The organism is Sphingomonas sp. Leaf62, from assembly GCF_001421915.1.
Classification (GTDB): Bacteria; Pseudomonadota; Alphaproteobacteria; order Sphingomonadales; family Sphingomonadaceae; genus Sphingomonas.
The window spans coordinates 1-23,339 of the sequence record NZ_LMLN01000026.1 but is presented as its reverse complement, the minus strand read 5'-3'; the positions used below and the strand labels follow the sequence as shown (position 1 = coordinate 23,339).

Here is a 23,339-nt window from a genome sequence, read left to right as displayed (position 1 = left end):
CACCGGTGCACTGGTGCTGCCGCTCGTGAAAGCCGGAGGGCGTATGAACCGGGTATATTTCCTTCATGCACTGGGCGCGAGCGCACGCGAGTGGGATCAGGTAATCGCCGACCTCGGCGATGTCGGCGCTTGCGTCCCGCTCTGCCTACCCGGTTTCGGCGGCAGCCCGGATGCCGACCTTGATGTCGCGGGGCTAGTCGACTGGTTCTCCGAACAGGTGGCTGCGCATCAGCCACAGAGCTGGGCAGTGGTCGGGCACAGCATGGGTGGCAAGATTGCCACGTTGGCCGCCGCGCGCGCTCGCGATGGCGACCCTGCCTTCGCAGGCCTTGCCGCAGTAGTGCTGCTGGCCGCGTCTCCTCCCGCCTCCGAGCCGATGGCCGAGGAGCGTCGCGCCGAGATGATCGACTGGTTCGCCAACGGTCGGATTGGTCCGGACGAAGCGGCGACGTTCGTCGATGCCAACACCGCACAGCGCTTACCCGAACCGCTACGCACGCAGGCAATCGCCGACGTGGAGCGTTCCCGACGCCTTGCCTGGACCGGCTGGCTGAAGCGCGACAGCCGCGAGGATTGGAGGGAGGCTGCGGGGACGCTTGCGGTGCCGGCGCTGATCGTCGCCGGTGGTGAGGACGGGGATCTGGGCGAGGACGCGCAGCGGCGGCTTAACCTGCCGCACTATCGCAACGCGCGCGTCGAAGTGGTGGCCGGCGCCGCGCATTTGTTGCCCTATGAACAGCCCGCTGCGGTCGCGACCTTGATCCGGGATCACATCACTCAGGCCTTCGCACGAGCATTGCCCGCGCCGTTCGTTGCGCTCCTTGCCTCCGATCGGGTCAGCCGCAGAACACGCGCGGTAATGACCGAGCGGCACGCCGCACCGCCGCGAGGCAAGGTGCTGTCGCCGCAGCAGCGGGCGGTGCTCGCCGCCTTGATCGAGACGGTGCTGCCAGGTGCCGCCGATCCAGTCGATCTCGCCGCCCGGATCGATGCGATGCTGACAAGCGGGATCGGCGACGGCTGGCGCAGCGCCGAACTGCCCGCCGACGCTGAGGGTTGGACGTCGGGCCTGGACACGCTAGATCACCTCTCCAGCAGCTTTGCCGACGCTTCGCCAGCGGATCGCGAGCAATGCCTGCAGTCGATCGCCGACGAGACCGCTGACACGGAGGGCGGTGCCTTCGATCCGCGCCAGATGCGATTATGGTTCGCCGAGGCGCGCTCCGAGATCGCGCGTCAATGGATGGCGCTGCCGGCGACCATGGCGCGGATCGGCTATGACGGTTTCGCCGTCGGCGGCGACGGACCGCACAAGCAGGGATATCGGCTGACCGCGGCCGACATGATCGAAGACTGGCAGCAGTTGGAGGTGCAGGCATGAGCGCGGCAGCGGACGTGACTGACGTCGTCATCGTCGGCAGCGGCGCGGGCGGCGCGCCGCTCGCCGCGCGGCTCTCACAAGCGGGCGTCTCGGTCATCGTGCTGGAGGCGGGGCGCGCCTTTCGGCCCGACGATCATGTCGCCGACGAACTCGCCGCCGACATCTATTGGATGGAAGAGCGGCTGAGCGGCGGCGCCGACGCCACCGCCTTCGGCGCCAACAATTCAGGCATGGGTGTCGGTGGTTCGACGTTGCACTGGGGTGCCTTCTGCCCGCGGCCCGACGCGCGCGACCTGCGGTTGCGCAGCCAGAGCGGGCGGGGCGAGGACTGGCCGATCGCCCACGATGAATTGATCGGTTATATCGACGCGGTCGAGCGCTTCATCGGCGTGTCCGGCCCCGCGCGCTATCCCTGGGACGTGGGGCGGCGCTACGAATTGCCTCCGGTCGCGCGCAATGCGCCCGCCAATGCGATGGCACGCGGTTGCACCGCACTCAACATCACTGCGACCGACGCTCCCGCTGCTCTGGTCTCGCGCGACCGCGAGCAGCCGCATTGGGGCGAGCGCAAGGCGTGCATCAACTGCGGCACCTGCCACCAGGGCTGTCGCACTGCCGCCAAGGCGACGACCGACACGAGCTGGTTGCCTCTCGCCGTCGCACATGGTGCCGAGGTGCGGGCGGAGTGCCGCGTCGTCGACATCGAACGCGACGGCAACGGCCGGGTGACCGGGGTAGTCTATGTTTGTCGCGGCGAGCGTCGACGCCTATCCTGTCGCGCGCTGTTTCTGTGCGCCGGCGGGGTCGAGACGCCGCGATTACTACTCAACCTCGATCTCGCCAATTCAAGCGGTCAGGTCGGGCGCAACTTCATGGCGCATGTCGCGACGCAGGTGTGGGGTCGGTTCGATGCCGACATGCGGATGAACCGCGGCTACCCCTCGTCGCTGATCACAGAGGACATGATGCGGGCCGGCGACGCCGACCATGCCGGCGGCTATTTGATCCAAAGCCTAGGCGTGATGCCAGTGACGCTCGCCACCAATTTAGCGCGCGGTGCCGGGTTGTGGGGGCGGGCGTTGGTCGACCTTCTCGACGATTACAACCGGTTGGGTGGAATCGGCATCAATGGCGAATGCCTGCCGTCCGACGACAACCGGCTGACGCTGGCGGACGAGACCGACGCCTATGGATTGCGCAAGGCGCGGATCGACTTCAGCTACGGGCCGAACGAACGCGCGATCGACGCTCATGCGCGAAAGACGATGACCGCGATCTGGGAAGCGGCGGGCGCGCGCGACATCTTCGCGGTCGACCGCTCGGCGCACACGATCGGCACGTGCCGGATGGGCCAAGACGGCGACCGTGCCGTGGTCGACGCCGACGGACGCAGCTTCGATATCGACAACCTGTTCATCTGCGACAATTCGGTCTTCCCGAGCGCGCTTGCTGCTAATCCGGCGTTGACGATCATGGCACTGTCGCTGCGCACCGCCGACCGTTTCCTCGCGACGCGAGGTTGAAGGAGAGAGACATGGATCTGGGTATCAAAGGCCGCATCGCGTTGATCAGTGGAGCAGACTCTGGCATGGGAAAGGAAACTGCTCGGCTATTGCTTGAGGCAGGAGTCCGCGTCGCGATCACTGACAAGCCGGACGGCACGCTGGATGAGGCGGTCGACGAACTGTCGCCGCTTGGCGAGATCGTCGCGGTGACCGGGGACGTCACCAAGCTCGACGAGGTCGAAGCGATCTGGCAGCAGGTCCGCGAGAAGCTGGGAGAACCCGATATCTACGTCAACGCTGCCGGCGTCACCGGCGCGACCGGCGACTTCCTCGATGTCAACGATGCCGGTTGGCTCGAGACGCTGAACATCAATCTGATGGGGGCGGTGCGGATGTGCCGCGAGGCGATACCGGCGATGCGGACGAAGGGCTGGGGACGGATCGTGCTGTTCGCGTCCGAGGATGCAGTGCAGCCGTACGTTGACGAACTCGCCTATTGTGCGTCGAAGGCAGGTATCCTCAGCCTCGCAAAGGGACTTTCCAAAGCCTACGGCTGCGATAACGTGCTGGTCAACACCGTGTCGCCGGCGTTCATCGCAACACCGATGACCGATGCGATGATGCGCAAGCGCGCCGAGGAGAAGGGTACCACCTTCGACGAGGCGATCTCCAGCTTCCTCAACGAAGAACGGCCAAGCATGGTGCTGAAGCGGCGGGGCAAGCCGGAAGAGGTGGCAGCGGCGGTCGCGTTCCTCGTCTCCGAACGCGCCAGTTTTATAAATGGCGCTGGTATCCGTGTCGACTCCGGCTCAGTGTTCACCATCGCGGGGTGACCAGTTGGAACACAGGCTGCGGCATGCATAGCTGCCAGACAAGCCAAACCTAGGTGTTTGATCCCACGGTTTGATGGTGCGATCCTTTCGTCGGAATGGAAGGAGGCCGTATGGGACAGGTTCGTCATGGGAGCGCCACGACCACGCACGCCGTCCGAGCAGCAATACAGCGATCGCAAGCTTCGCTCTCGACGCTGAGCCGTGAGTTGGGGATCAACCCCAAGACGGTGGCGAAGTGGCGTAAAAGGGCGACAGTCGAGGATCTGAAGACCGGGCCGAAGGCCCCTCATTCAACGACCCTGACTGAAGCCGAGGAGGCAATGGTTGTGGCGTTCCGGCGGCACACGCTGCTGCCGCTGGATGACTGCCTCTACGCCCTGCAGCCGTCGATCCCGCACCTGACCCGGTCAGCGCTGCACCGCTGCCTCCAGCGACATGGCATATCCCGCCTGCCGGACATCGAAGGTGACAAGCCAAAGCGTCAGCTCTTCAAGCGTTATCCCATCGGCTTCTTTCACATTGATATCGCCGAGGTGCAGACCAACGAAGGCAAACTGTACCTCTTCGTCGGTATCGACCGCACCAGCAAGTTCGCCGTCACCCAGCTGGTCGACAAGGCTGACAGGCGGACAGCCTGGGAGTTCCTCGAACACCTGCTGAAAGCCGTACCCTACCGGATCCACACAATCCTCACCGATAATGGCATCCAGTTCGCCGAGCAGCCGCGCAACCGGAACACCGCTTGGTCGCGCCAGATGCGCTTCGACATGATCTGCGACGCAAACGGCATCGAGCACCGGCTCACCAAACCGAACCACCCATGGACCAACGGACAGGTCGAGCGGATGAACCGGACCATTAAGGAGGCGACCGTCAAACGCTTCCACTACGAGAGCCACGACCAACTGCGAACGCACCTCGCCGACTTCATGGCTGCCTACAATTTCGCCCGCCGGCTCAAGACACTCAGCGGGCTCACACCCTACGAATACATCGCCAAGATATGGACGTCAGAGCCAGATCGGTTCATCGTCGACCCGATCCACCAGATGCCGGGACTAAACACCTAGACTCCCACCACCGTTTAAACAATTAACATCAGTGGAAGAACTGATCGACGACCTATCCCGTCTTTTCGTCAGTCGTTGGCCCAGCGCCTCTCTGACAACGAAGGTTGAGCCGGACCTTGAAGCCCCGCTCGATCGGGATCAGCTTAATCAGGCGCTGTGGGCGTTGCTACAGAACGCTGTCGAAGCCGCTGGGCCGGACACGGCTGCAATCGTTCATGTGGACGCCTTTTGCGCTGAGCAAAATCTGGTAATTGAGATCCGCGATGAAGGGCCGAGCGTCGCTGCAAGTGATGCTAACATCTTCCGCCCGTTTCATTCTACCAAACCCAACGGCACTGGCATCAGTCTAAGTTTGGCTCGTCAGATACTACAGACACATGGCGGAAATATAACATTAACACAAGCATTGCCAACGACATTTCGTTGCCGATTGCCAATATCGCGTGCACATATTATGGGTAAGCATAGTTTTTAATACCGTGATTATTAGTTCCATGGGCACATCAGAATATTGTAGTTTTTATAAAAATTCTTCCAATACAGTGCCATGAAATTGTGGATGCGTTAATTTTGGTCGTGATGAGTTCACTGACAATATGAAAGAATGCCCAAAATTTGGCAGGCCCATGCAAACATGAATGGCCGGTTATAGGTCGAAGCATTTCTATTTATGAAATGGCTGATCCGGAATGATAACGACCGCATCACCAACGTTCGCGCCTTCCAACTCAACCGCACTGAGCAGCTGCGGGCCAATCCAACAATCGAAGCGTAGACAGCGGGTCAGCCTTGAAAATTATTAGAAGCGGCAATGCCTACTTGCTGAAATATCACCGTCGTCCGGCAATCTGCCATACCGCCACCATATCAAAACCCTAGGATATAGCCTGAGCGGGTCGGCGATGCCGGTCTTGTATCACTACCCAAGCAGTGTATCCCTGTTGCGGGGACTCAAGACATTGTGGGGCAGGGGAGCAGGATGCGGCGATCGGTGAACATGGCGTTGGCACCGTGCGTGTTGCTTGGCGCGTGTGGCGGCGGCGGAACCAACAGTGCGGGGTCTGTACCAATCGCGGTAACGCCGACCCCCGCCCCGACCAACACTGTCATTACCGATCTGAAGGCGAGCCAGATATTTTCAGCTAACGGCGCGAGCGTTGATACTAGTATAAATCTGTCGGACCGTTTGGTGGAAAAGGCCGCATCAACGACATCGACCGTCAAGGTCAGCTACGACGCCGTCGCCAAATCCTATACGATCGAGACCGCCGGACGCAGCGCCATCTTTACCGCAGCGCAGGGGCAGAAGACCGAATTTCCCGGCGAAACACGGTATACGAACAGCGATAGCGCGCAACGCGACTATCTCACGATCGCAACGCAGCCTTACAACGGCAGCAAGTCCAACGCATATGTTGCGCTGGGATATTGGCAGCGCAATTCCGTGTCTTCGACGACGCAGAATACCGTTTTCGATGCCTTCGTCTTCGGCTTGGAAACGGCGGCAACCGCTGTGCCGCGTACCGGTTATGCCGGGTATGAAACCGCGGCATTCGGTTTCATCACCACGCCTGGCAAGGAACCGAAGGCATTCACGGGTGCGGGTACGCTGGACGTCGACCTGAGCAGTGGTACGTTCCGGTCGATCAACATGGTCGGCGAATATAGCCTCGCCAGCAACTCCTACGGCAGCGGTGGCGGCATCGAACTGGTTACTACCGGTCAGGTCGGCAGCGGCAACAGTTTGTCGGGCAACGTCTACTATGCCGGCTTCGACGGCGTGGTTTCGGGAACGATGAACGGGCGTTTCTTCGGTCCGTCGGCAGAAGAGGTCGGAGCCGGTTTCTCGGCTACCAATCGTTCGGGAGCGGCGGTTACGGGGACACTGACCGGGCAGCGAGATACCACTAGGGCTCCCGTATCGTTGACCCTGACCAACATCGTGGCCGCGACGTCGCTTCCCGCCCCTACGGCAACGTGGACCACGGCGACGAATACGTCCCTCTCGCCCCAGTTCCGCGGTGCCATTGGCTATAACGGGCTGCCCAACGGATTTTCAGCACCGGGCAACCTCCAGCTGACGCCCGATGGCGGCTTCGCGTACCGGCCGTATGACGGCATGGTGTCGCCGTATCTGTTCGGGCCGGCGAATCGTTCGGCGACGCAGCGACCGAACTTTGCCAGCTACGATTTCACGACCGATGGCAATGCATCGCATGTCGACATCTATCGACCTGCGATGACCAGCAGCGGCGAAATCCAGCTGACCTATGCGGGGTTCGGCATCTGGAGCGTTCCGTTCCGTAACGGCAGCTTTGCGGAGGTCCGCAAGTTTTTTGCCGCCTACGGCTTCGAAACACCGGTCAAACTGCTGGCTGGCCGGACGGGCACCGCCAGTTATGACGGGATCGTCTATGGTTCAACGGCGACGACCTCTGGGGAGACGATAGATGTCGGCGGCACATCGCGGTTCGCGGTGGATTTCAGCAATCAGCGTTACGAAGGGGCGCTGATGCTGACCGGTGTTCCGACCGGCGGTGGTACCACGACGTCACTTGGCACCTGGACGTTTTCGGACGCAATTACCGCCCGTGGGATGAACGCCGCCGCGCTCAATCGTGCGGGCGCGACGACCGCCGTGAACATCGATTTCAGCAATATCGCACCGCGCTTCTACGGTCCCGACGCCCAGGAAATCGCAGCCACCTTTACGATCCTCAACAACGGCAATTTCCCTGCGGATATCGGCAGCACTGCCATCTCCGGCGTTACCGTCGCTAAAAGACGCTGATGCTCCTGCTCTGGCTGGGTTTTGCCGGTGTCGTAACATTGGCGGGACAACCCGATTCCACGGAGCAGGTCCGTGAGGGCCTGTCGGCGGCACAGATATTCGCCGCAGCCGACGCAGCGCAGGCGGCAGACCGGACCGACGATGCCGTCCAGCTCTTTGCCGCGCTGGAACATGATCCCGATCCCGAGGTGCGCGCCGAAGCACGGTTCCGCAAGGGAATGATGCTGTCCGGTAAAAAGCGGTACCGCGAGGCGGCCTTGGCATTCCGCGCTCTGCTTGACGAGAAGCCTGATGCAGCGCGGGTTCGCCTCGAACTGGCGCGTGTGCTGGCGGCACTGGGGGACGATGCCGGAGCCCGACGCGCGGTGCGGCAGGCGCAGTCGATCGGCCTGCCTGACGCGGTCGCGGTAACGGTGGACCAGTTCGCCCTCGCGCTGCGATCGTCACGCGCGCTGGGCGGTGCGGTTCAGATCGCCGTTGCACCCGACAGCAATATCAACCGCGCGACACAGGCGCGGACGCTGGACACCGTCATCGCGCCGCTCACCCTGTCGCGCGACGCCCGCGCCCAGTCCGGCGTCGGATTGCGCCTTGCCGGACAGGGGTATGGACGGATCGCCGTCTCTCCCGGCCTAACGGTGCTGCCGCGCTTTTCGACGCTCGGAAATCTGTATCGCCGGTCGCAGTTCAACGATGTATCCGCTTCAATGCTGCTCGGGCTGGAATGGCAGCGAAAGCAGGATAGACTCAGTCCGTCGATCGGCAAGACCTGGCGTTGGTACGGAGGGCATCCTTACGCCCAGACCGACAGCCTGTCCTTCGACTGGATCCACCCCATCGGGCGGCAGAACCAGATGGTCGCCCATGGCGGTGCCGCACGGGCATCGTATCGGGCCAACGACCTGCAGAATGGCGGTCTCTACGATGCATCGATCGGGTTCGATCGTGCCGTCAGCCCGAGGACGGGATATGGCCTGCGCCTCAGCGGCTATCGGCAGACGGCTGCCGATCCCGGCTATGCTGCGGCTTCCGCCGGGGTCGGGGCGACGTCGTGGTTCCAGATGAAGCGGGTCGACCTGACCGCCGATGTCGGTCTCAACCGACTGGAAGGGGATGCGCGGCTGATCCTGTTTACCGATCGTCGGCGAGAATGGCTGCTTTCGACCTCACTCGGCGTCACGCTGCGGCAACTGACCGTCCGGGGCTTTGCGCCGCTGGTGCAGGTGGGTGCCGAGCGAAACTGGTCGACGGTTGGCCTGTATGACTATCGACGCACGACCGTGAAACTCGGTGTGGTTCGCGCGTTTTGATCCTTTGGTTGCTGGCCTGCAAAGCAAGGCAGTGGGAGATCGCAAACAAGTCGCTACACTGCAAGCAGGGTCCGATTGATGACTGCCGGTCAGGTCAGCGACTACACCGGCGGCAGCAATGCTGGGTGGCCTGCCCAAGGCACAATGGCGACCTAACGACCGCGGCTACGACACCGACTCGTTGAGGAAGGCGCTGCAGGTCAAGAGCATTCAGCCCTGCATCCCGAGCCGCAAATCGCGCAACGAGCCCGTCAGTTACGACAAGCGCCGCTATCGCCGCCGCAGCCGCATCGAAATCTTGATCGGACGTCTCAAGGACTGGCGGAGCGTCGCTACCCGATACGACCGCTGCCCAACCGGCTTCTTCTCTGCCATCACCGTCGCAGCCGCCGTCATCCTCTGGCTGTGATCAACGAGTCCTGACCCTGGGAAAGTTACGGAGAAACGCGATGAAGATCGATCTGTTGTACCGGCCGCGCCTGAACGATCTGCGTCCAGTGGTTCCAGCGAGCGAAACCCTGCTCCCGTTTGACGCAGCAACGGTTCGAACGTCGCCCAACGCATATTTTCAGGGCAGACCGGGGTATCGTGCCGATCATCTGGGCGAATTTGTCGTACCGCTACCCAGCGCTTCCGCAATCGCGGATGATGTCCTGCCCATTGTGAACAACCCCGACGCACGCCTCGACTACGAGCATTTCTCGATCGTCATGTCTCGGAGTCGTCGTTTGGCGCTATTCACTGGCGTCAATATCGATGGAAGCGCAAGCGTATCGGTACCACGCGGCGGTGATCCCTGGGCATTTGACGGCCGCATCCCCGAGGATGCGCAAGTCGGCGAGGCGCTGTACGCCAATAACGATTTCGACCGGGGACATCTGGTTCGCCGGGAAGACCCGAACTGGGGAACGACCGCCGGTATCGCCAACCGGGATACTTTCCACTTCACCAATTGCGCACCGCAACTCTCCGCCTTCAACCAGCGGACCTGGCTCAGCCTTGAGGACTATATCCTCGATAACACCCGCCGCGTCGGCGAGCGGGCGAGCGTGTTCACCGGCCCGGTGTTCCGTGCGACCGACCCCCTCTACCGCGGCGTTGCGATCCCCTTGGCCTATTGGAAAGTCGTCGCCTTCGTCCATGACGATGGGCGCCCATCGTCAACCGCCTACCTGATCGATCATGACGTCGACCTGACCGAGCACACGCTGCTGTTCGGCGCCTTCAAAACATATCAGCGGTCGGTACGCGCGATCGAGGGTTTGACCAATCTCGATTTCGGCATGCTGCACACCTTCGACGGCTTTTCGAACGAAGAAGCGGCGACCGGTGAGAGCGTCCGACGGCTTATCACCGGCCCGGGAGACATTTTGGCCTGATCCGCGAAAAAACATTGTCCTACAAAGAACATAGCTGGAACACTGGCTCGCGGATCAACTATGGAGTCGGAAAAATGCCCGACATGATCGACGGTCCGATGCTGGTCGGCATCGCGGCGCTTATCACCAGTATCGCCAATATCATCGCCGCCCTGCGGCGCCGCGACCCACCGCCGGATCGGCCGCGATCGCGCCGCCTGCCCCGACGAAGAAACGAAAGGCAAAATCGCGGTTTACAGGCATGATGTCCGCTGATCGCAAGGAGATCGCCATGGGCCGCCGCATCAATGCCGTTCTGCCGATACTGACCCTAGCGTCGCTCGTCTGCGGCTGTGCCACCAATGCCATTCGGCTGGACGCAGCAGGAACGGTGCAGGCACAAAGCCGCGAGGCGGTGACGGCAACGGCCAGCTATTTCGATGCCATCGAGCAGCGTCGACGCGAAGCTGCAGCAGCACTCGTCGCGAGCGATTCTAGCTGCCTGCCGGTGACGCCACTGCGTATACAGGTGCCCATCGTGCCCGACGCACCGCCCGCGCCGTTATGCCTGTCGGCCGAGGCTCCGATGCAAGGCTATGCCGCCTTCGACATCGATATCGGCAGCAACCCACGCGCCGTGCTGGAACCGCGCATTGCCCTGATCGCTGCGATCAGCGACTATGCCGACGCCCTTGCCGCCATCGTCGAGGCACCGAAGACCGATGTATCAGCGGAACTCACCGCCTTCGCCGATCAGGCCGACCGACTTGCCCGCTTCACGAACTTCGTCGCCGGCACCGACCTGCCGAACATCAACGCCGCGGTGGCGAGCGAGCAGGGCCAGAGCCTCGTCGCGCTGATCGCCTTCGCCGACGATCTGGCGCGCGAAGCCCGGCAGGTACGCGATGTTCGCGCGCTGGTCCTCGAACGTGGTGCCGTCGTCGATCGGGCACTGGCATCGCTGTCGGTGCAGGTCACCGCATGGGGAAAAGGGGCGGCACGCAATGCCGACGACCTCTACGGCAACGCCCTGTTCCGAACCTATATCCGCAACCGCGCGACCCTGTCAGCCGACCAGCGCGAACAGTTGGCCGCCCGCATCTTCGCAGCGCGCGAGGCAGCGAAGGACGGGCCGGTACGCGCCGCGCGGGTCGCGGACGCGATCGACCTTGCCGCCAAGGCGCAGGCGGGACTGCGCGACGCGCTGGCCGGCCGCCTGACACGGCAACAGCGCCGCGCCGCCGGGGAGCTGAACATCGAGCGTATCACCCGAGCGCTGGGCCTGATCGCATCGCTCGCAACCCCCGCCTGAGGAGGACTCATGACCAACTTTCATCAGGCCCGGGACGCAGCGGACACGCTGATCGACCAATTGCAGGCGTTCACCGCCAATCCACGCTATCTGCCGCGCTTCTTCGACACCTTCTTCGGCCTGCGCACGGCGCTCGGTAGCGCGCACGAGCGGTTCGTCGGATCGCACGGGACGGAAGACGGGGATCGTCCGCTGTTCGCCACGGTTTTCGACCGCTGTGGTCAGGCGACGAAAATGGGCGTGGTCCTCGTCCCCGATGACGCCGCGGTTTCGCGCTATGCCACGACGGTCCAACGGGCGATCGCGGCAATGGACGGACCGGGCGTGACAAGCGCGAGGCCGGCGCTTCGCGGGGCGCTTCGGCTGCGTGCCCCGTCGACGCGGGGGGCATTGGCGGGAACACGGTCCTCTCCCGTCGCCGAACCCTATTATACCAGCCTCGTAAAGCTGTTCCCGGTCGAGGCGGTGACGCTCTACCCGCTCGCGATCGGCATCGCCGCCGGTCACGCGGTTCTCCGCCTGATCCTGATCGCCGTCATCATACTCTTCATCATGGCGCTTCGCTGGTTCGCGACACAGGACGAGGAAGGGGGTGGGGCCGATATCCTAGCCATCGTCGTCTCGGTCGTTTCGTTCGTCCTGTACGCGGCTGCCCTGGGCGGCTTCGGTTATCTGCCGGGCGGCCCCGAACAGACCGGGCAGTTCTTCGCGTTCATCACGATCATGTGGGTCGCGCTGATACCCTTTACGGTGCGCCGCGCCCGCCGCTGACCAAATCCACAGGAGATACGATCATGTGCACCTCCGTTCATCGACACTCGCTGCACTGCATCCTTCCGCCCTACATTCTTTCGCGGATCGCCGAGAACGGCTCGCCGGAAATGCGTGCGTTGGCGATCCGCAGTCTGTTGATCGATCCAACCATCCGCATGGTACGCGCCAGCACTGCTGGCCCGGTCGTCGGCGATATCGCCCGCCGCCGGGCCGCCGCCGGTAATATCCTGACGCCGAGCCCGCTACGGACCATTCGCGACGCGGCCGGCGAACCCGAGGCGCCCGGCGCGACCGTGGTGCGCCGCGAGGGTGACGGACCGACCGGTGATGTGGCGGTCGACGAAGCCTATGACGGCCTCGGCGCCACGTTCGCCCTGTATTGGGGGGCGTATCAGCGCAACTCGATCGACGATGCCGGCATGCCGCTCGACGCGACGGTCCATTACGACCAGGATTATGACAACGCCTTCTGGGACGGAACCCAGATGGTGTTCGGCGATGGTGACGGCGAATTGTTCAATCGCTTTACGATCTCGCTCGACGTCATCGGCCACGAACTGACCCACGGCGTGACCGAGAAGGAGGCGGGCCTCGCATATTTCAACCAGTCGGGGGCGCTGAACGAAAGCATCTCCGACGTGTTCGGCAGCCTCGTGAAACAGCGCCTGCTCGGGCAGGCCGCGGATCAGGCGGACTGGCTGATCGGTGCCGGTCTGTTGACCGCCAGGGTAAACGGCATAGCGCTTCGTTCGATGCAGGCACCGGGCACCGCCTATGACGACCCGGTCCTCGGCAAGGATCCGCAGCCGGCGCATATGGACGATTTCGTCCGCACGAATCAGGATAATGGCGGGGTCCATATCAATTCCGGCATTCCCAACCGCGCCTTCTATCTGGCGGCGACGTCGATCGGCGGAAACGCGTGGGACCATGCCGGGCGGATCTGGTACAATGCGCTGCTTGACCCGAATACCAGAGCCAACACGGACTTTGCCGGCTTCGCCCGCGTTACCATCGACGTTGCAGGTCGTTTATACGGGTTGGGAAGTCCTGAGGTGGCCGCAGTCGCCGGGGCGTGGCAGGCAGTTGGAGTGATTGGATGACGACGGACAAGGCCGATGGCGAACCGGTAACGGGCGAGGCCCGCTTACGGATCGAAGGCGGCCTTGCCCATTTTCCGGGACTTGCGAAGGAGCAGACGGTCTGCTTCGGCGATCTCGCCAGCCCCCAGCGTGCGGAACTTGCCGACCTTGCCGACGAGGCCGGGTTTTTCGACTGCGCACCGGCCGAGACTCGTGCGCGACCCGACGCACGCACCTATACGGTTGGGCTGACGATCGGCGAACGAAGCCGCGAAATCTGTGTTGCGGAACCGATTACCGATCCGGCCATGGCGAAGCTGGTATCGGTCGTGCGCCGGTTGAGCAAACAGGGGGGGGACGATCGCAAGCAGTGAACCTCGGGGTCTTCTCTTCCTAACTGCCGTAAAAATGGGCATTATCCTTCGGTAGCCGCCATTTCGCTGATGGCCGAAGGAACGCCGCGCCACTACCGGTCGCTCGGATCAGTAACATCCGATCCGCCAACGTCCCGCAACGTACGAGCGCTCCTGCGCCCTGCCGATCCTGGTCGATGACTACGCAACTGGAACCGCACCTTCTTCGCGCGGAAATCGAGCGAGACGCGGCGGAAATTTCCCATCAGATCGGTTCCCAGCAGCATTGCCGGCGCTTCACGAAGGCCGAACAGCCGAAATGGAGGCAGGTCGGCGAACCCGATTAGAACGTCGCGCATGATGACCCGGCCGACCCTGATTTCGGGCACGATCATCAACGGCACCAGCAGGGTTTCTCCGGTTACGCTGACCAGCGTAGCCGACGATGGTTCGGGTGGCCGGCGACGGCGACGCACCAATACGTCACGAAGCGCTAGATTACCGATCGTCAGCTGTGATCCAGTGTCGACGACGGCACGTATGTCGACCCCATTCGCGCGGGCCTCCGTCAGGATCAATTGTCCGCCGCGACTGCGGGCGGTGACGACGATCTCGTCGGCCTGCACCTTTGCCGGGCGGCGCGTATCCTCGACCGTGACGGTGTCGGCTTCGAAATCGAGCATCAGCCGCTGTCCGCGCAGGGCATCGATCCCAATAATACCGCGCGCGCCAAGCGACGTTTCGGACAGTATCGGTGCGACGATGTTCTCGACCGTGCCGCTGCCTAGGCCCAACCGGGCGATGCGTACCGTCTCGCGTCTGCTCGCCCCCGCCACGTCATGCAACGTCACGGAACGCCCTGCAGGGAGGCCGAGCGTGCGGGCCAACCTTTCTCCGATGACCGATCGATCGACTCCACTGTCCACGACGAACCGATAGGGACCCGAGCCGTCGACCGTTACACCAACGACCATGCGTGTATCGATCTGTTGACCCTCAATCGCGTCGCCGGAAACTTCCAAACGATCATCGATCTCCGCGTTGCCGAGCGTAAGCGGCGGATATGGCAAGGAGGATTGGCCACGTTCCGGTAAGGCCTGCACACTGATCGCAAGCGCGCTGGCAAGCCCGACAAGGCAGCAAGCAACCATAGCTTATGTTAGCATCACGAAGGATCGGCCACTAGCGGTGTGATGATGGCCAATTTCCAGTCATCTGAAGACGCCTGCCCGCTTTCCGATTTTGACATCCGTTTCTTGAGGTTCAGCCAGCGGCTCCGTACCTACCGGGAAGCGAACTGTGGAAGATGCCTGCCGATGATACCCGATCACGATGGAGAGAATGGGATGATCTTGAGCCGGCGCGCGTTGATGGCCGGCGGCGTGGCGGCGCTCGGGCTTGCCGGACATGCCGGCGCGGCCGTGCCGAAACGCACCTTGAGCAACCCCTCCGCCTCGGCCGAAGCAAAAGCGCTCTACCGGTATTTGTGGTCGATCTACGGCCGCAAGACGCTCACCGGACAGCAGGAGTCTCCCGGAAGCGAGCGTGACGAGTTGCCGTACATCGAGCGGCAGACGGGCAAGCTGCCTGCCGTGCTTGGCCTCGACTATATTCACCCGCAGGACAATGCCGGTGTCAACGCACGCGCAGCCGAGTGGCATCGCTCCGGCGGTATCGCCTCGATCTGTTGGCATTGGGGATCACCGGAGGTCGGCACGGGGTATGAGAACAGCAAGAAGGACTTTGACGTCGCTCGTGCGCTGATCCCGGGCACGCCGCAGAACCGGGCGATGATGGCTCAAATGAAGGAAACCGGGGCGCTGCTGGCCAAGCTGCGGGACCAGCGCATTCCCGTGCTGTGGCGTCCGTTCCACGAATTCAGCGGTGACTGGTTCTGGTGGGGCAAGCACGGCCCGGACGCATTCAAAGCGCTTTGGCGGCTCATGTACGACACGTACACGCGGTCGATGGCGCTCGACAATCTGATCTGGGTGCTGGGTTGGGCAGGGCAGAACGTCGACGCGGCCTATTATCCTGGCCGAGCATATGTCGACATCGCTGGTGCCGACATCTACGCCAACGACCATGGCGCACTTGCTCCAATGTTCGGGCAGGTGAAGCAGATCGTGCGCGACACCGTACCCATCTGCCTTCACGAAAACGGTCCGATACCCGATCCCACCTTGCTGGGGCCTACGGCGGACTGGCTATGGTTCCTGACCTGGCATACTCGCTGGCTGAAGGGCGCCGATCAGAATACCGTCGAACAACTTCGAAGCTACTACGCGTCCGATCGATATCTCACGAAGGACGAATTAAGCCTTTCAAAGCGACGGTAGCCGATGCTTATCGAATTCGCATGCGTAAGAACCGGATAACGGTAAGCGTTTCTCCAACGACGCCAACTCGGCTTCTATGTAAAGCAACCCGGCCTAAATCCAGTCGTTACTCTTCCTCAATAACGGCCACACCCCATGGTGCCAAGTTTAGGCTTGCGCCGCTCACTACCTTTTGTCCGTGCAGCAGTTCAATGCCTGCGCGAGGAGCAGTCATGGTTTGCGGATTGGACGAATAGTTGAGGACATAGCGGACCATATGGCCGTTCGTGAGCCTCCCACCACGAACGATCACTGGAAAGCGTGCCCCCGGAACCGACGGCATGACACCTGCCCGCGCGACCTCGGCTGCCACGATCTTCTCCGCCAGCGCATCGCTCGGCATGAAGCCGACATAGCTGACCTCGCCCTTGCCCCAGTTGTTGCGGGTCATCGCCGCTGCCGCCGGCCATGACGGATGTTTATACCGTGCGACCACCTGTGCGGTCGTGGGTTTCAGCATTTCCATCCACCATCGCGGCGCATTGTCCGCGTCTGCGACCTCGAACGGATTGTCCGCCAGCTTGACACCGACGGGGATGGTGAATTCCTGGTAGGTGACGCCGGCCGCCTCCGCGATCGCGCCTGGCTGCGTGGCATAGCGGACCTTGGTGTTCTCGTCCGAAAAACCGCTCTTGAAGGTGTAGAGCAGATGACCGCCGCGCCGGGCGTAGTCGTTGAGCCGGGCGATCTCGGCATCACTGGCCGCGTAGAGCGCGGGCACGAGGATGAGCTTGTAATCGTCGAGGCTGGCGGTGCTGTCGGGCGACAGGATGTCGGCCTCGACGTTCATCCGGTAGAGCGCGTCGTAGAAGGGGCGAACGACCTGATTATAGTCCGCGCCGTCGGGTTTGAACGCGTCGAAGGCGGTCTGGGCGGCGTTGCTGACATAGACCGCCACCCGGTTGCGCTTGGTCATCCCGGCAAGCTTCGGCCCGAGCCGGGCGAAATCGGCACCGATTCCCTTCGCTTCGGCGTATGCCGCGCTGGGCTTGTAGTCCTGCGACAGCAGCCCACGCCAATAGGTCTCGATCGCGTTCGCAGTAGTCGCCCAATGCCAGTATTCGACCATCTGCGCGCCGGAGGCGAGATGGCTGAACGCCTGCAACCGCAGCTGGCCGGGATACGGTGTCCAGTGCGGAAACCCCTGCGCCTGCGTCTCCAGCACCAGATAATTCTGCCCGTTCCGCATCGAGCGGGTCACGTCGCCGCCGAAGGCGATCTCGACGCCGGTCAGCTTGTCCTGGCTCGGATGATAGATGTCGATGCCTGCAATATCGAGCGGTCGTGCGGCCTTCCAGTGATCGACCTCTGGCTGGATTCCGTAAGAATGACCGCGCCAGCCCAAGTCGAAATTCTGCGTCAGGAACTGCCCGGGGCGGGCATGGGCGCGCACCAATTGGGCCTGCCACGTCAGGAAATCGGTGACGAGGCTGCGCTGATAGGCGGCGAAGGCACCCGACATGCTGGCGTTGATCGACCCGTTGGTCGACGGGAAATCCTCCCACCGGTTGATCCGGTTCGACCAGTAATCAAGGCCCCATGCCTTGTTCAAAGCATTGAGGTCCGGCCACTTCAGCCGGATCGCGCGCGCAAAGGCGGCCTGCACCGCAGGGCCGCTGGTGTTGTAGGCCTTGGTCTCGTTGTCGAGCTGGTAGCCGATTACCGCCGGATGGTCTTTCACGTGATCGACCAGCGCGACGATCACCCGCTCGGCCGCCGCACGATAATCGGGATCGGTGATGTCCATGTTCTGCCGCGGGCCGTACTGCGCACGGATGCCATCGGGGCGAACGACCAGCACGTTCGGGTGCTGGCGCGCGAGCCAGGTCGGCACGGCATAGGTCGGCGTTCCCACGATTACCTTGATGCTCTGCCGGTGCATCGCGGCCAGCATCCGGTCGACATGACGGAAGTCGAACACCCCGGGCTGCGGTTCCAGCGTGCCCCACGTCGATTCCGCAATGCGGACGACGCTGATCCCGGCCGCCTTCATCATCCGCGCATCGTCGTCGACACGGTCGACCGGCGTATATTCATCGTAATAGGCGACGCCGTACAGGATCGTGTCTGGCATCTGCGCCCGCGCCGGGCCGGCGGCCGCCATGGCAACAGCAATCGACAATGATCGTCCGATGGCCTTCATCATGGATATTCCTCTCATCGATTGCGTCGTGCCGATATTTCTTCAGCGTTCGGCCTGACCTCGCCTGACGTGACGTTAGAGCATTTGTCCGGGGCTGCCGAGTTCGGTGGAAAGCCCGGCAACCTTCGCCGCGGACGTACCCACCGCCGCAGCATAAAGGCCAACGGCATCCTCTACGGACGGCTGTTCCTGCTCGACCAGCGCGAGGGATTCCGAGAATGCCGATGCCACCCGACCTGCTATAGCGCGAGAACGGCCTGTAGCATCGAAGATCCGGTCAAACGAGAATAGGGTCGAACATAGGGAGGATAGCGCAATGGCGTCGATGAACCGTCGTAGGATGCTGATGACGACGGGTGCCAGTGCTGGCGCTGCGATGCTGGCGGGTCCGGCAGGCGGCGCGGGCAACGGACGCCTGCGGGCGGTTGGACTGCGGACCGCGAGTCTGCAAGACCCGCTGGCCGTGGGCGACGTGCAGCCCATGCTGTCATGGCGTGTCGAGGGCCCCGCTGGCACACGCCAGACGGCGTTCCACGTCCGGGTGGCCGGCGATCCCGCGATATTGGCCTCGGGCCGGGGCGATCTGTGGGACAGCGGTCGGGTGGCCGATGCGACCTCGACGGGCATCCGCTACGCCGGCGTGCCGCCCGCCGCCCGCAGGCGCTGCTTCTGGCAGGTCCGGATCTGGAACGAGGCCGGCGCCGCCTCTCCCTGGAGCGCGCCGGCCGCCTGGGAGACCGGGCTGCTGACCGAGGCGGACTGGCAGGGACGCTGGCTGGCCGCCGAGGGGGCGGAGGAGCGGGACGACCGCCTCGCGCCGCCGCGCTGGACGAGCGCGCGCCTGCCCGACGAGAAGCGGCCGGCGCGGTTCCGTCTCGGCTTCGCCAGCACGGCGGGCGATGCCGTGCTGGTGGTCGATACGCGCAGCCGGCTGACCGGCCTGCGGCTCGACGGGGTGCCCATCGCCGTTCCCGGCTGGCATCCCGAGGCCTATGGCGGTCCGCCGGCGGCGCGCTTCGTCCTGCCGCTGGCGGCCGGCCGGCATGAACTGATCGCCGAGGTGGCGGCGGGGAAGGGCGATGGCGGAGCGACCGCATCGATCGCGGCGCAGTTGCGGCTGCCCGCGACGGCCGGTGAGGTCCGTCGCATCGTCGATGGCTGGGAAGTGGCGGACGCTGCCGGAGGATGGCAGGCTGCGCCGATCGACCCGCAACAGCCGCATTTCGCTTGGCCGCCCACACCGGCGCGGCTGATGCGCCGGCAGTTCGATCTGGCCACCGTGCCGCGTGCCGTGCGTCTCCACGTCGCGGCGCTGGGCAGCTACCGCATCTGGATCAACGGCATCCGGGTCGGCGACGATGAGCTCCAGTCCGAGCCGGCGGAGTATCGTCGGCACATCCCCTATCGCACCTATGACGTGTCGCGCCTGTTGCGGGCCGGCGAGAATGTGGTCGGCGTGATGGTCGGCGACGGCTTCTATGCCAGCTATCAGGCACCCGATGGCCGCTACGCCTATGGTCCGGCCCCCCGCCGGCTGCGGCTGATGATCGAGACCGCGGGCAGCCGCGAGGGCGCGCATGTCGTCACCGATGGCGAATGGCGGCACCACGAAGCGCCGATCACGATGTCGGAGATCTACGCCGGCGAGGACCACGACCGGCGGCGCTGGCCGGCGGGCTGGGCGTCGCCCGGCTTCGATGACGACGCATGGCTCCCGGTATGGGATGCGCCCACCCCCGATGCCGCACTGGCTGCCCCGCTCGGACCGCCGATCCGCATCACCCGCACCGTTCCGGCTGCGACGATTCGTCGGATCGGTCCGGACTCGCACATCGTCGACTTCGGACAGAATTTCGCTGGCCGCGTGCGCCTGTCCGTGACGGGGCAGGCCGGTCGCGAGGTGGTCGTCACCCATGCCGAAATCCTGACGAAGGAGGGTGCTCTCGACCGCCGCAACCTGCGCGTCGCCCGTGCCCAGGATCGCTACGTCCTTGCGGGCGAAGCGGGGGAGGTGCTGGAGCCCGCTTTCACCTTCCAGGGCTTTCGCTACGCCCGGATTGACGGCCTCGACGACCTGACCGCCGCCATGGTCACCGCGCTGGTCGTTTCCAGCGATCTGCCCGAGATCGGCACCTTCGCCACCGATCAGCCGGTGGTGCAGAAGCTGTGGCTCAATACGCTATGGAGCCAGCGGTCGAACTTCCGCGGCAACCCTACCGACTGCCCGCAGCGCGACGAACGGCTCGGCTGGACGGGGGATGCGCAGGTCTTTTGGGACACGGCGGCATTCAACATGGATGTATCGGGTTTCACGCGGTCGTTCACCCGGATGCTCCGTGACGACCAGGCGGCGAACGGTGCGTTCCCGATGTGGTCGCCGTCTCCCAAGGGGCTGGGCTGGGGAACCGACACGCCGACGCCGGGCTGGGCCGATGCCGGCGTCATGCTGCCCTTTGTCGATTATCTGCACACCGGCGACCGGTCGGTGGTAGACGACAATTGGGCGGCGATGGCCGCCTATTGCGACGGTATCCTCGCGACCAATCCCGACGGCATCTGGAACAAGGGGCGTGGTGCCGATCTGGGGGATTGGCTGGCGCTGGACGCCAAGTGGCCCGGCGACGAGACGACACCCAAGCCGCTGATCTCGACCGCGATGCTGGCCCGGTCGCTCGACCAGATGGCGCAGATGGCAATGTGGACCGGACGCGCCGATGCCCGACAATGGCACCAAAAGGCAGCACGGACGCGCGCGGCATTCATGGCCGCGTTCGTTGGCGCAGATAGCACGGTCGGCAACGGCAGCCACACCGGCTACATCCTCGCGCTGCGGCTTGGACTCGTGCCGGATGCGTTACGCGCTCGCGCGGGGGAACGCCTTGCCGCCGAAGTGATCCGGCGCGGTCGGCTCCTGACGACCGGCTTCCTTGGCACGCCGCTGGCGCTCGATGCGCTGGTCGATGCGGGGCACGCGCCGCTGGCGTTCGATCTGCTGCTGCGCACCGGCTATCCGTCATGGGGCTATATGGTGACGCGCGGCGCGACGACGACATGGGAACGCTGGAACAGCGACGTTGGCGACGTATCAATGAATTCGTTCAATCACTATGCGTTCGGGGCGGTCTGCTCGTTCCTTTACCGCAGGATCGGCGGGATCGAGCCGATCGAGCCCGGTTTCCAGCGGTTCCGCGTCGCCCCCGTCCTCGACCCGCGTTTCAGGTCCGCCACCACCTCGCTCGACAGCGCGTCCGGCAGGATCGTGGTGGCGTGGCGGCACGACGGCCGACAAGCGTTGCTTGACCTCACCGTACCGGCCAACACCGTCGCTCAGGTAGTGCTTCCCGGCATCGATGCGCTGTACGGGTCAGGACGGCATAGGGTTGCATCGGTACCTCTTCGGTGAAGGGTGCATTGCTTAGAACAGCCACTTCCTAGGAGTAGCACGGATGCAAGCGCCGGAATTTTACGCTGGCGTTGGCGACGATGCGATCTTTCAGGTACGGTGGGTTTCCCACGCGAGTTGTGCGTAGGCCGGAGGTAAGTTTTACATAATATCTCTTATCGAACTGGTAAAGTGTAGGCGCCAGATACAAACGACACCACTCCGCTAGATAGACACGGCACTAATGGTGTTGTCCAGCAGGTCGCCCCGAGAACCTCATCAGACATCTGGAGAAGCCGCTAAAGTTCTGCGTACCGCTGCCGCACTTAGAGGCCCGTTCGATCGGCTTCTAGATCGGCCCGCACCTCTACGCGCAAACTTCCGTCGTCCGTCGGAAGTAGACGACCATGCAGTCGATGGCGGGAACTAAAGGGCTCAAGGCCGAGGCGATCGAAGGGGAAATGGCGCGCGTTGCGGAGAGCGCGATCGAGCCGCCTCTCGCCAAGCTGGAGGGAGCTACAGGTGACGGTGTCGACCCTGAGGAGTGACCATTCAATCATGCCGAGCACGGCTTCTCCGCTCACAAGACCGACGGGTCGGTGTCAGAACCAAGTTGTGAAACCTGCAATCTTAATTCGAGACCAATGCGACGCATTGACCGGCGTTCGACGTAGCACAGCCCTAGTTGCAGTTCCTACCGAGTGATATGACACGACCATGCGCATGGTACGCTTTCCCCGTACACCCGCCCAAGTCCGTGAATGCCTTGCGCTTGCAGTTGAAGGCGCGATTGCAATTGAACGCAGGGGATCACCAATGATCGCCATCGTGCCTGTTGAAGAGTATACGCGTCTCGTCGCACTCGACAGGGCGAAAGTTACGGAAGACTGAGCGAAGCCCGGCAAACGCGACACGCCCGAAACACACCTCTTCACCTCGGCTCACATCTCCATACCGTAGTCTCGTTCACGGCCACCCCCGCCCATGCCGGGGCCGTCGATCCGAAGCTGCCGCTCGGGGATGCGGGCGTCGAGCGCCTTCTGCAGCGCGGGCTGCCGCGCCATGCGGTCCTCGAGCCGCTCCAAGCGGCGCTCGGCCCGGTCTTCGATCTGCGGCGTTTCGGCCGCACCCCTAACGCCCGACGCTGAGCGCCAGTCGGCCACGAACCGGTCGGCATAGGCACTAGGATCGCTACGCGCCTGCCCCTCCTCCACCCAGACCTGCCGCAACTCTCCCGGAGCAATCTGCTCCAGACCGCGTATCGGGTCGGCGCTGCGGTCGAGCACGATCCGCAGGTCCTCGGCCGCATAGGGCCGGACCCGGTCAAGCGCCGCTGAGGCCGCGTTCAGTTCGCACACCTGAGACGACACCGGCTCCCGTCCGTCCTCGCGCATCCGCTCGGCCGCCAGAAACAACTCGGCGTAGCGTTCCAGCGCCCGCTCGAGCGGGGAGCCCGCATCCGGCAACCGGATGGCGTCGGTTGCCTTGCCACGCTCGACCACATCGAGCGCTGAGGTCTTGTCGCCGGTGTTGCGGGTGACATGCCGTTCGACCTTCCGCCCGTCGTCGACCACCAGCGCCACCTTGTCCGCCACCCGGGTGAGTGAGCTGCTGCCGGTTCCGTGGACACCGAGATAAGGTGTTTTTGGAACCGGAGGATGGAGATG

At 63.6% G+C, this 23,339-nt stretch carries 19 protein-coding genes and 2 pseudogenes; 17 read left to right on the top strand and 4 right to left on the bottom strand.

What is annotated here, in order from left to right:
* The first annotated feature begins 13 nt into the window (after window positions 1-13).
* From ASE91_RS10695 to ASE91_RS10640, 14 genes and pseudogenes are all read left to right on the top strand, one after another.
* A complete protein-coding gene (locus tag ASE91_RS10695) occupies window positions 14-1,381 on the top strand; it encodes an alpha/beta hydrolase (RefSeq protein ID WP_235530430.1) in 1,368 nt (455 codons plus the stop codon).
* The gene (locus ASE91_RS10690; RefSeq protein WP_056625994.1) at window positions 1,378-2,904 is read left to right on the top strand and encodes a GMC family oxidoreductase; all 1,527 of its coding nucleotides are present in this window, start codon (window positions 1,378-1,380) and stop codon (window positions 2,902-2,904) included. Before ASE91_RS10695 ends, ASE91_RS10690 begins: the two co-directional genes overlap by 4 nt.
* Window positions 2,905-2,915: 11 nt before the next feature.
* A complete protein-coding gene (locus ASE91_RS10685) occupies window positions 2,916-3,719 on the top strand; it encodes an SDR family NAD(P)-dependent oxidoreductase (RefSeq protein WP_056625992.1) in 804 nt (267 codons plus the stop codon).
* Window positions 3,720-3,829: 110 nt separating this feature from the next.
* Complete coding sequence (locus tag ASE91_RS10680; protein WP_056625989.1) at window positions 3,830-4,789, top strand: IS481 family transposase; 960 nt, start codon at window positions 3,830-3,832, stop codon at window positions 4,787-4,789.
* Window positions 4,790-4,820: 31 nt separating this feature from the next.
* The gene (locus ASE91_RS18810; RefSeq protein ID WP_082453970.1) at window positions 4,821-5,264 is read left to right on the top strand and encodes an ATP-binding protein; all 444 of its coding nucleotides are present in this window, start codon (window positions 4,821-4,823) and stop codon (window positions 5,262-5,264) included.
* A 504-nt stretch (window positions 5,265-5,768) separates the two neighbouring features.
* Window positions 5,769-7,580: a transferrin-binding protein-like solute binding protein gene (locus tag ASE91_RS10675; RefSeq protein ID WP_156357789.1), complete on the top strand. Its 1,812-nt coding sequence runs from the start codon at window positions 5,769-5,771 to the stop codon at window positions 7,578-7,580.
* A complete protein-coding gene (locus ASE91_RS10670; protein WP_056625983.1) occupies window positions 7,580-8,890 on the top strand; it encodes a porin family protein in 1,311 nt (436 codons plus the stop codon). The genes ASE91_RS10675 and ASE91_RS10670 overlap by 1 nt, the downstream gene beginning before the upstream one ends.
* Window positions 8,891-8,968: 78 nt before the next feature.
* Window positions 8,969-9,299: pseudogene (locus tag ASE91_RS10665) on the top strand (transposase); the annotation flags it as partial.
* A 40-nt stretch (window positions 9,300-9,339) separates the two neighbouring features.
* Window positions 9,340-10,269, top strand: a complete 930-nt coding sequence (locus tag ASE91_RS10660) for a DNA/RNA non-specific endonuclease (RefSeq protein ID WP_056625982.1) — start codon at window positions 9,340-9,342, stop codon at window positions 10,267-10,269.
* Between the two features lie 74 nt (window positions 10,270-10,343).
* Window positions 10,344-10,514: a hypothetical protein gene (locus tag ASE91_RS19420; RefSeq protein ID WP_156356118.1), complete on the top strand. Its 171-nt coding sequence runs from the start codon at window positions 10,344-10,346 to the stop codon at window positions 10,512-10,514.
* Between the two features lie 26 nt (window positions 10,515-10,540).
* The gene (locus ASE91_RS10655) at window positions 10,541-11,560 is read left to right on the top strand and encodes a hypothetical protein (RefSeq protein ID WP_156357788.1); all 1,020 of its coding nucleotides are present in this window, start codon (window positions 10,541-10,543) and stop codon (window positions 11,558-11,560) included.
* Between the two features lie 9 nt (window positions 11,561-11,569).
* Complete coding sequence (locus ASE91_RS10650; protein WP_056625976.1) at window positions 11,570-12,331, top strand: hypothetical protein; 762 nt, start codon at window positions 11,570-11,572, stop codon at window positions 12,329-12,331.
* A 137-nt stretch (window positions 12,332-12,468) separates the two neighbouring features.
* Entirely contained in the window at window positions 12,469-13,437 is a 969-nt protein-coding gene (locus ASE91_RS10645) for a M4 family metallopeptidase (protein ID WP_235530429.1), read from the top strand.
* Window positions 13,434-13,790, top strand: coding sequence for a protealysin inhibitor emfourin (locus ASE91_RS10640; protein ID WP_056625971.1), 357 nt, complete (start codon window positions 13,434-13,436; stop codon window positions 13,788-13,790). The genes ASE91_RS10645 and ASE91_RS10640 overlap by 4 nt, the downstream gene beginning before the upstream one ends.
* Window positions 13,791-13,882: 92 nt before the next feature.
* On the opposite strand, the gene ASE91_RS10635 is transcribed toward ASE91_RS10640, so the two are convergent.
* Entirely contained in the window at window positions 13,883-14,920 is a 1,038-nt protein-coding gene (locus ASE91_RS10635; RefSeq protein WP_082453969.1) for a retropepsin-like aspartic protease, read from the bottom strand.
* A gap of 45 nt (window positions 14,921-14,965) precedes the next feature.
* On the opposite strand from ASE91_RS10635, the gene ASE91_RS10630 reads away from it, so the two are divergent.
* Window positions 14,966-16,108: a glycosyl hydrolase gene (locus tag ASE91_RS10630; protein ID WP_235530428.1), complete on the top strand. Its 1,143-nt coding sequence runs from the start codon at window positions 14,966-14,968 to the stop codon at window positions 16,106-16,108.
* A gap of 106 nt (window positions 16,109-16,214) precedes the next feature.
* Here ASE91_RS10630 and ASE91_RS10625 read toward each other — a convergent pair whose 3' ends face one another.
* Window positions 16,215-18,251, bottom strand: coding sequence for a beta-galactosidase (locus tag ASE91_RS10625; RefSeq protein ID WP_235530427.1), 2,037 nt, complete (start codon window positions 18,249-18,251; stop codon window positions 16,215-16,217).
* A gap of 114 nt (window positions 18,252-18,365) precedes the next feature.
* Window positions 18,366-18,521: a hypothetical protein gene (locus tag ASE91_RS19415; protein WP_156357787.1), complete on the bottom strand. Its 156-nt coding sequence runs from the start codon at window positions 18,519-18,521 to the stop codon at window positions 18,366-18,368.
* Between the two features lie 115 nt (window positions 18,522-18,636).
* Here ASE91_RS19415 and ASE91_RS10620 point away from each other — a divergent pair, with 115 nt between their 5' ends.
* Both ASE91_RS10620 and ASE91_RS19410 read left to right on the top strand, forming a co-directional pair.
* Window positions 18,637-21,693 (top strand): alpha-L-rhamnosidase, encoded by a 3,057-nt coding sequence (locus ASE91_RS10620; protein ID WP_235530426.1) that lies wholly within the window; start codon window positions 18,637-18,639, stop codon window positions 21,691-21,693.
* 386 nt (window positions 21,694-22,079) lie between these two features.
* The gene (locus tag ASE91_RS19410; RefSeq protein WP_156356113.1) at window positions 22,080-22,220 is read left to right on the top strand and encodes a hypothetical protein; all 141 of its coding nucleotides are present in this window, start codon (window positions 22,080-22,082) and stop codon (window positions 22,218-22,220) included.
* A gap of 393 nt (window positions 22,221-22,613) precedes the next feature.
* Here the strand turns inward: ASE91_RS19410 and ASE91_RS10615 are convergent.
* Window positions 22,614-23,339, bottom strand: a pseudogene (locus tag ASE91_RS10615) (hypothetical protein); the annotation flags it as partial.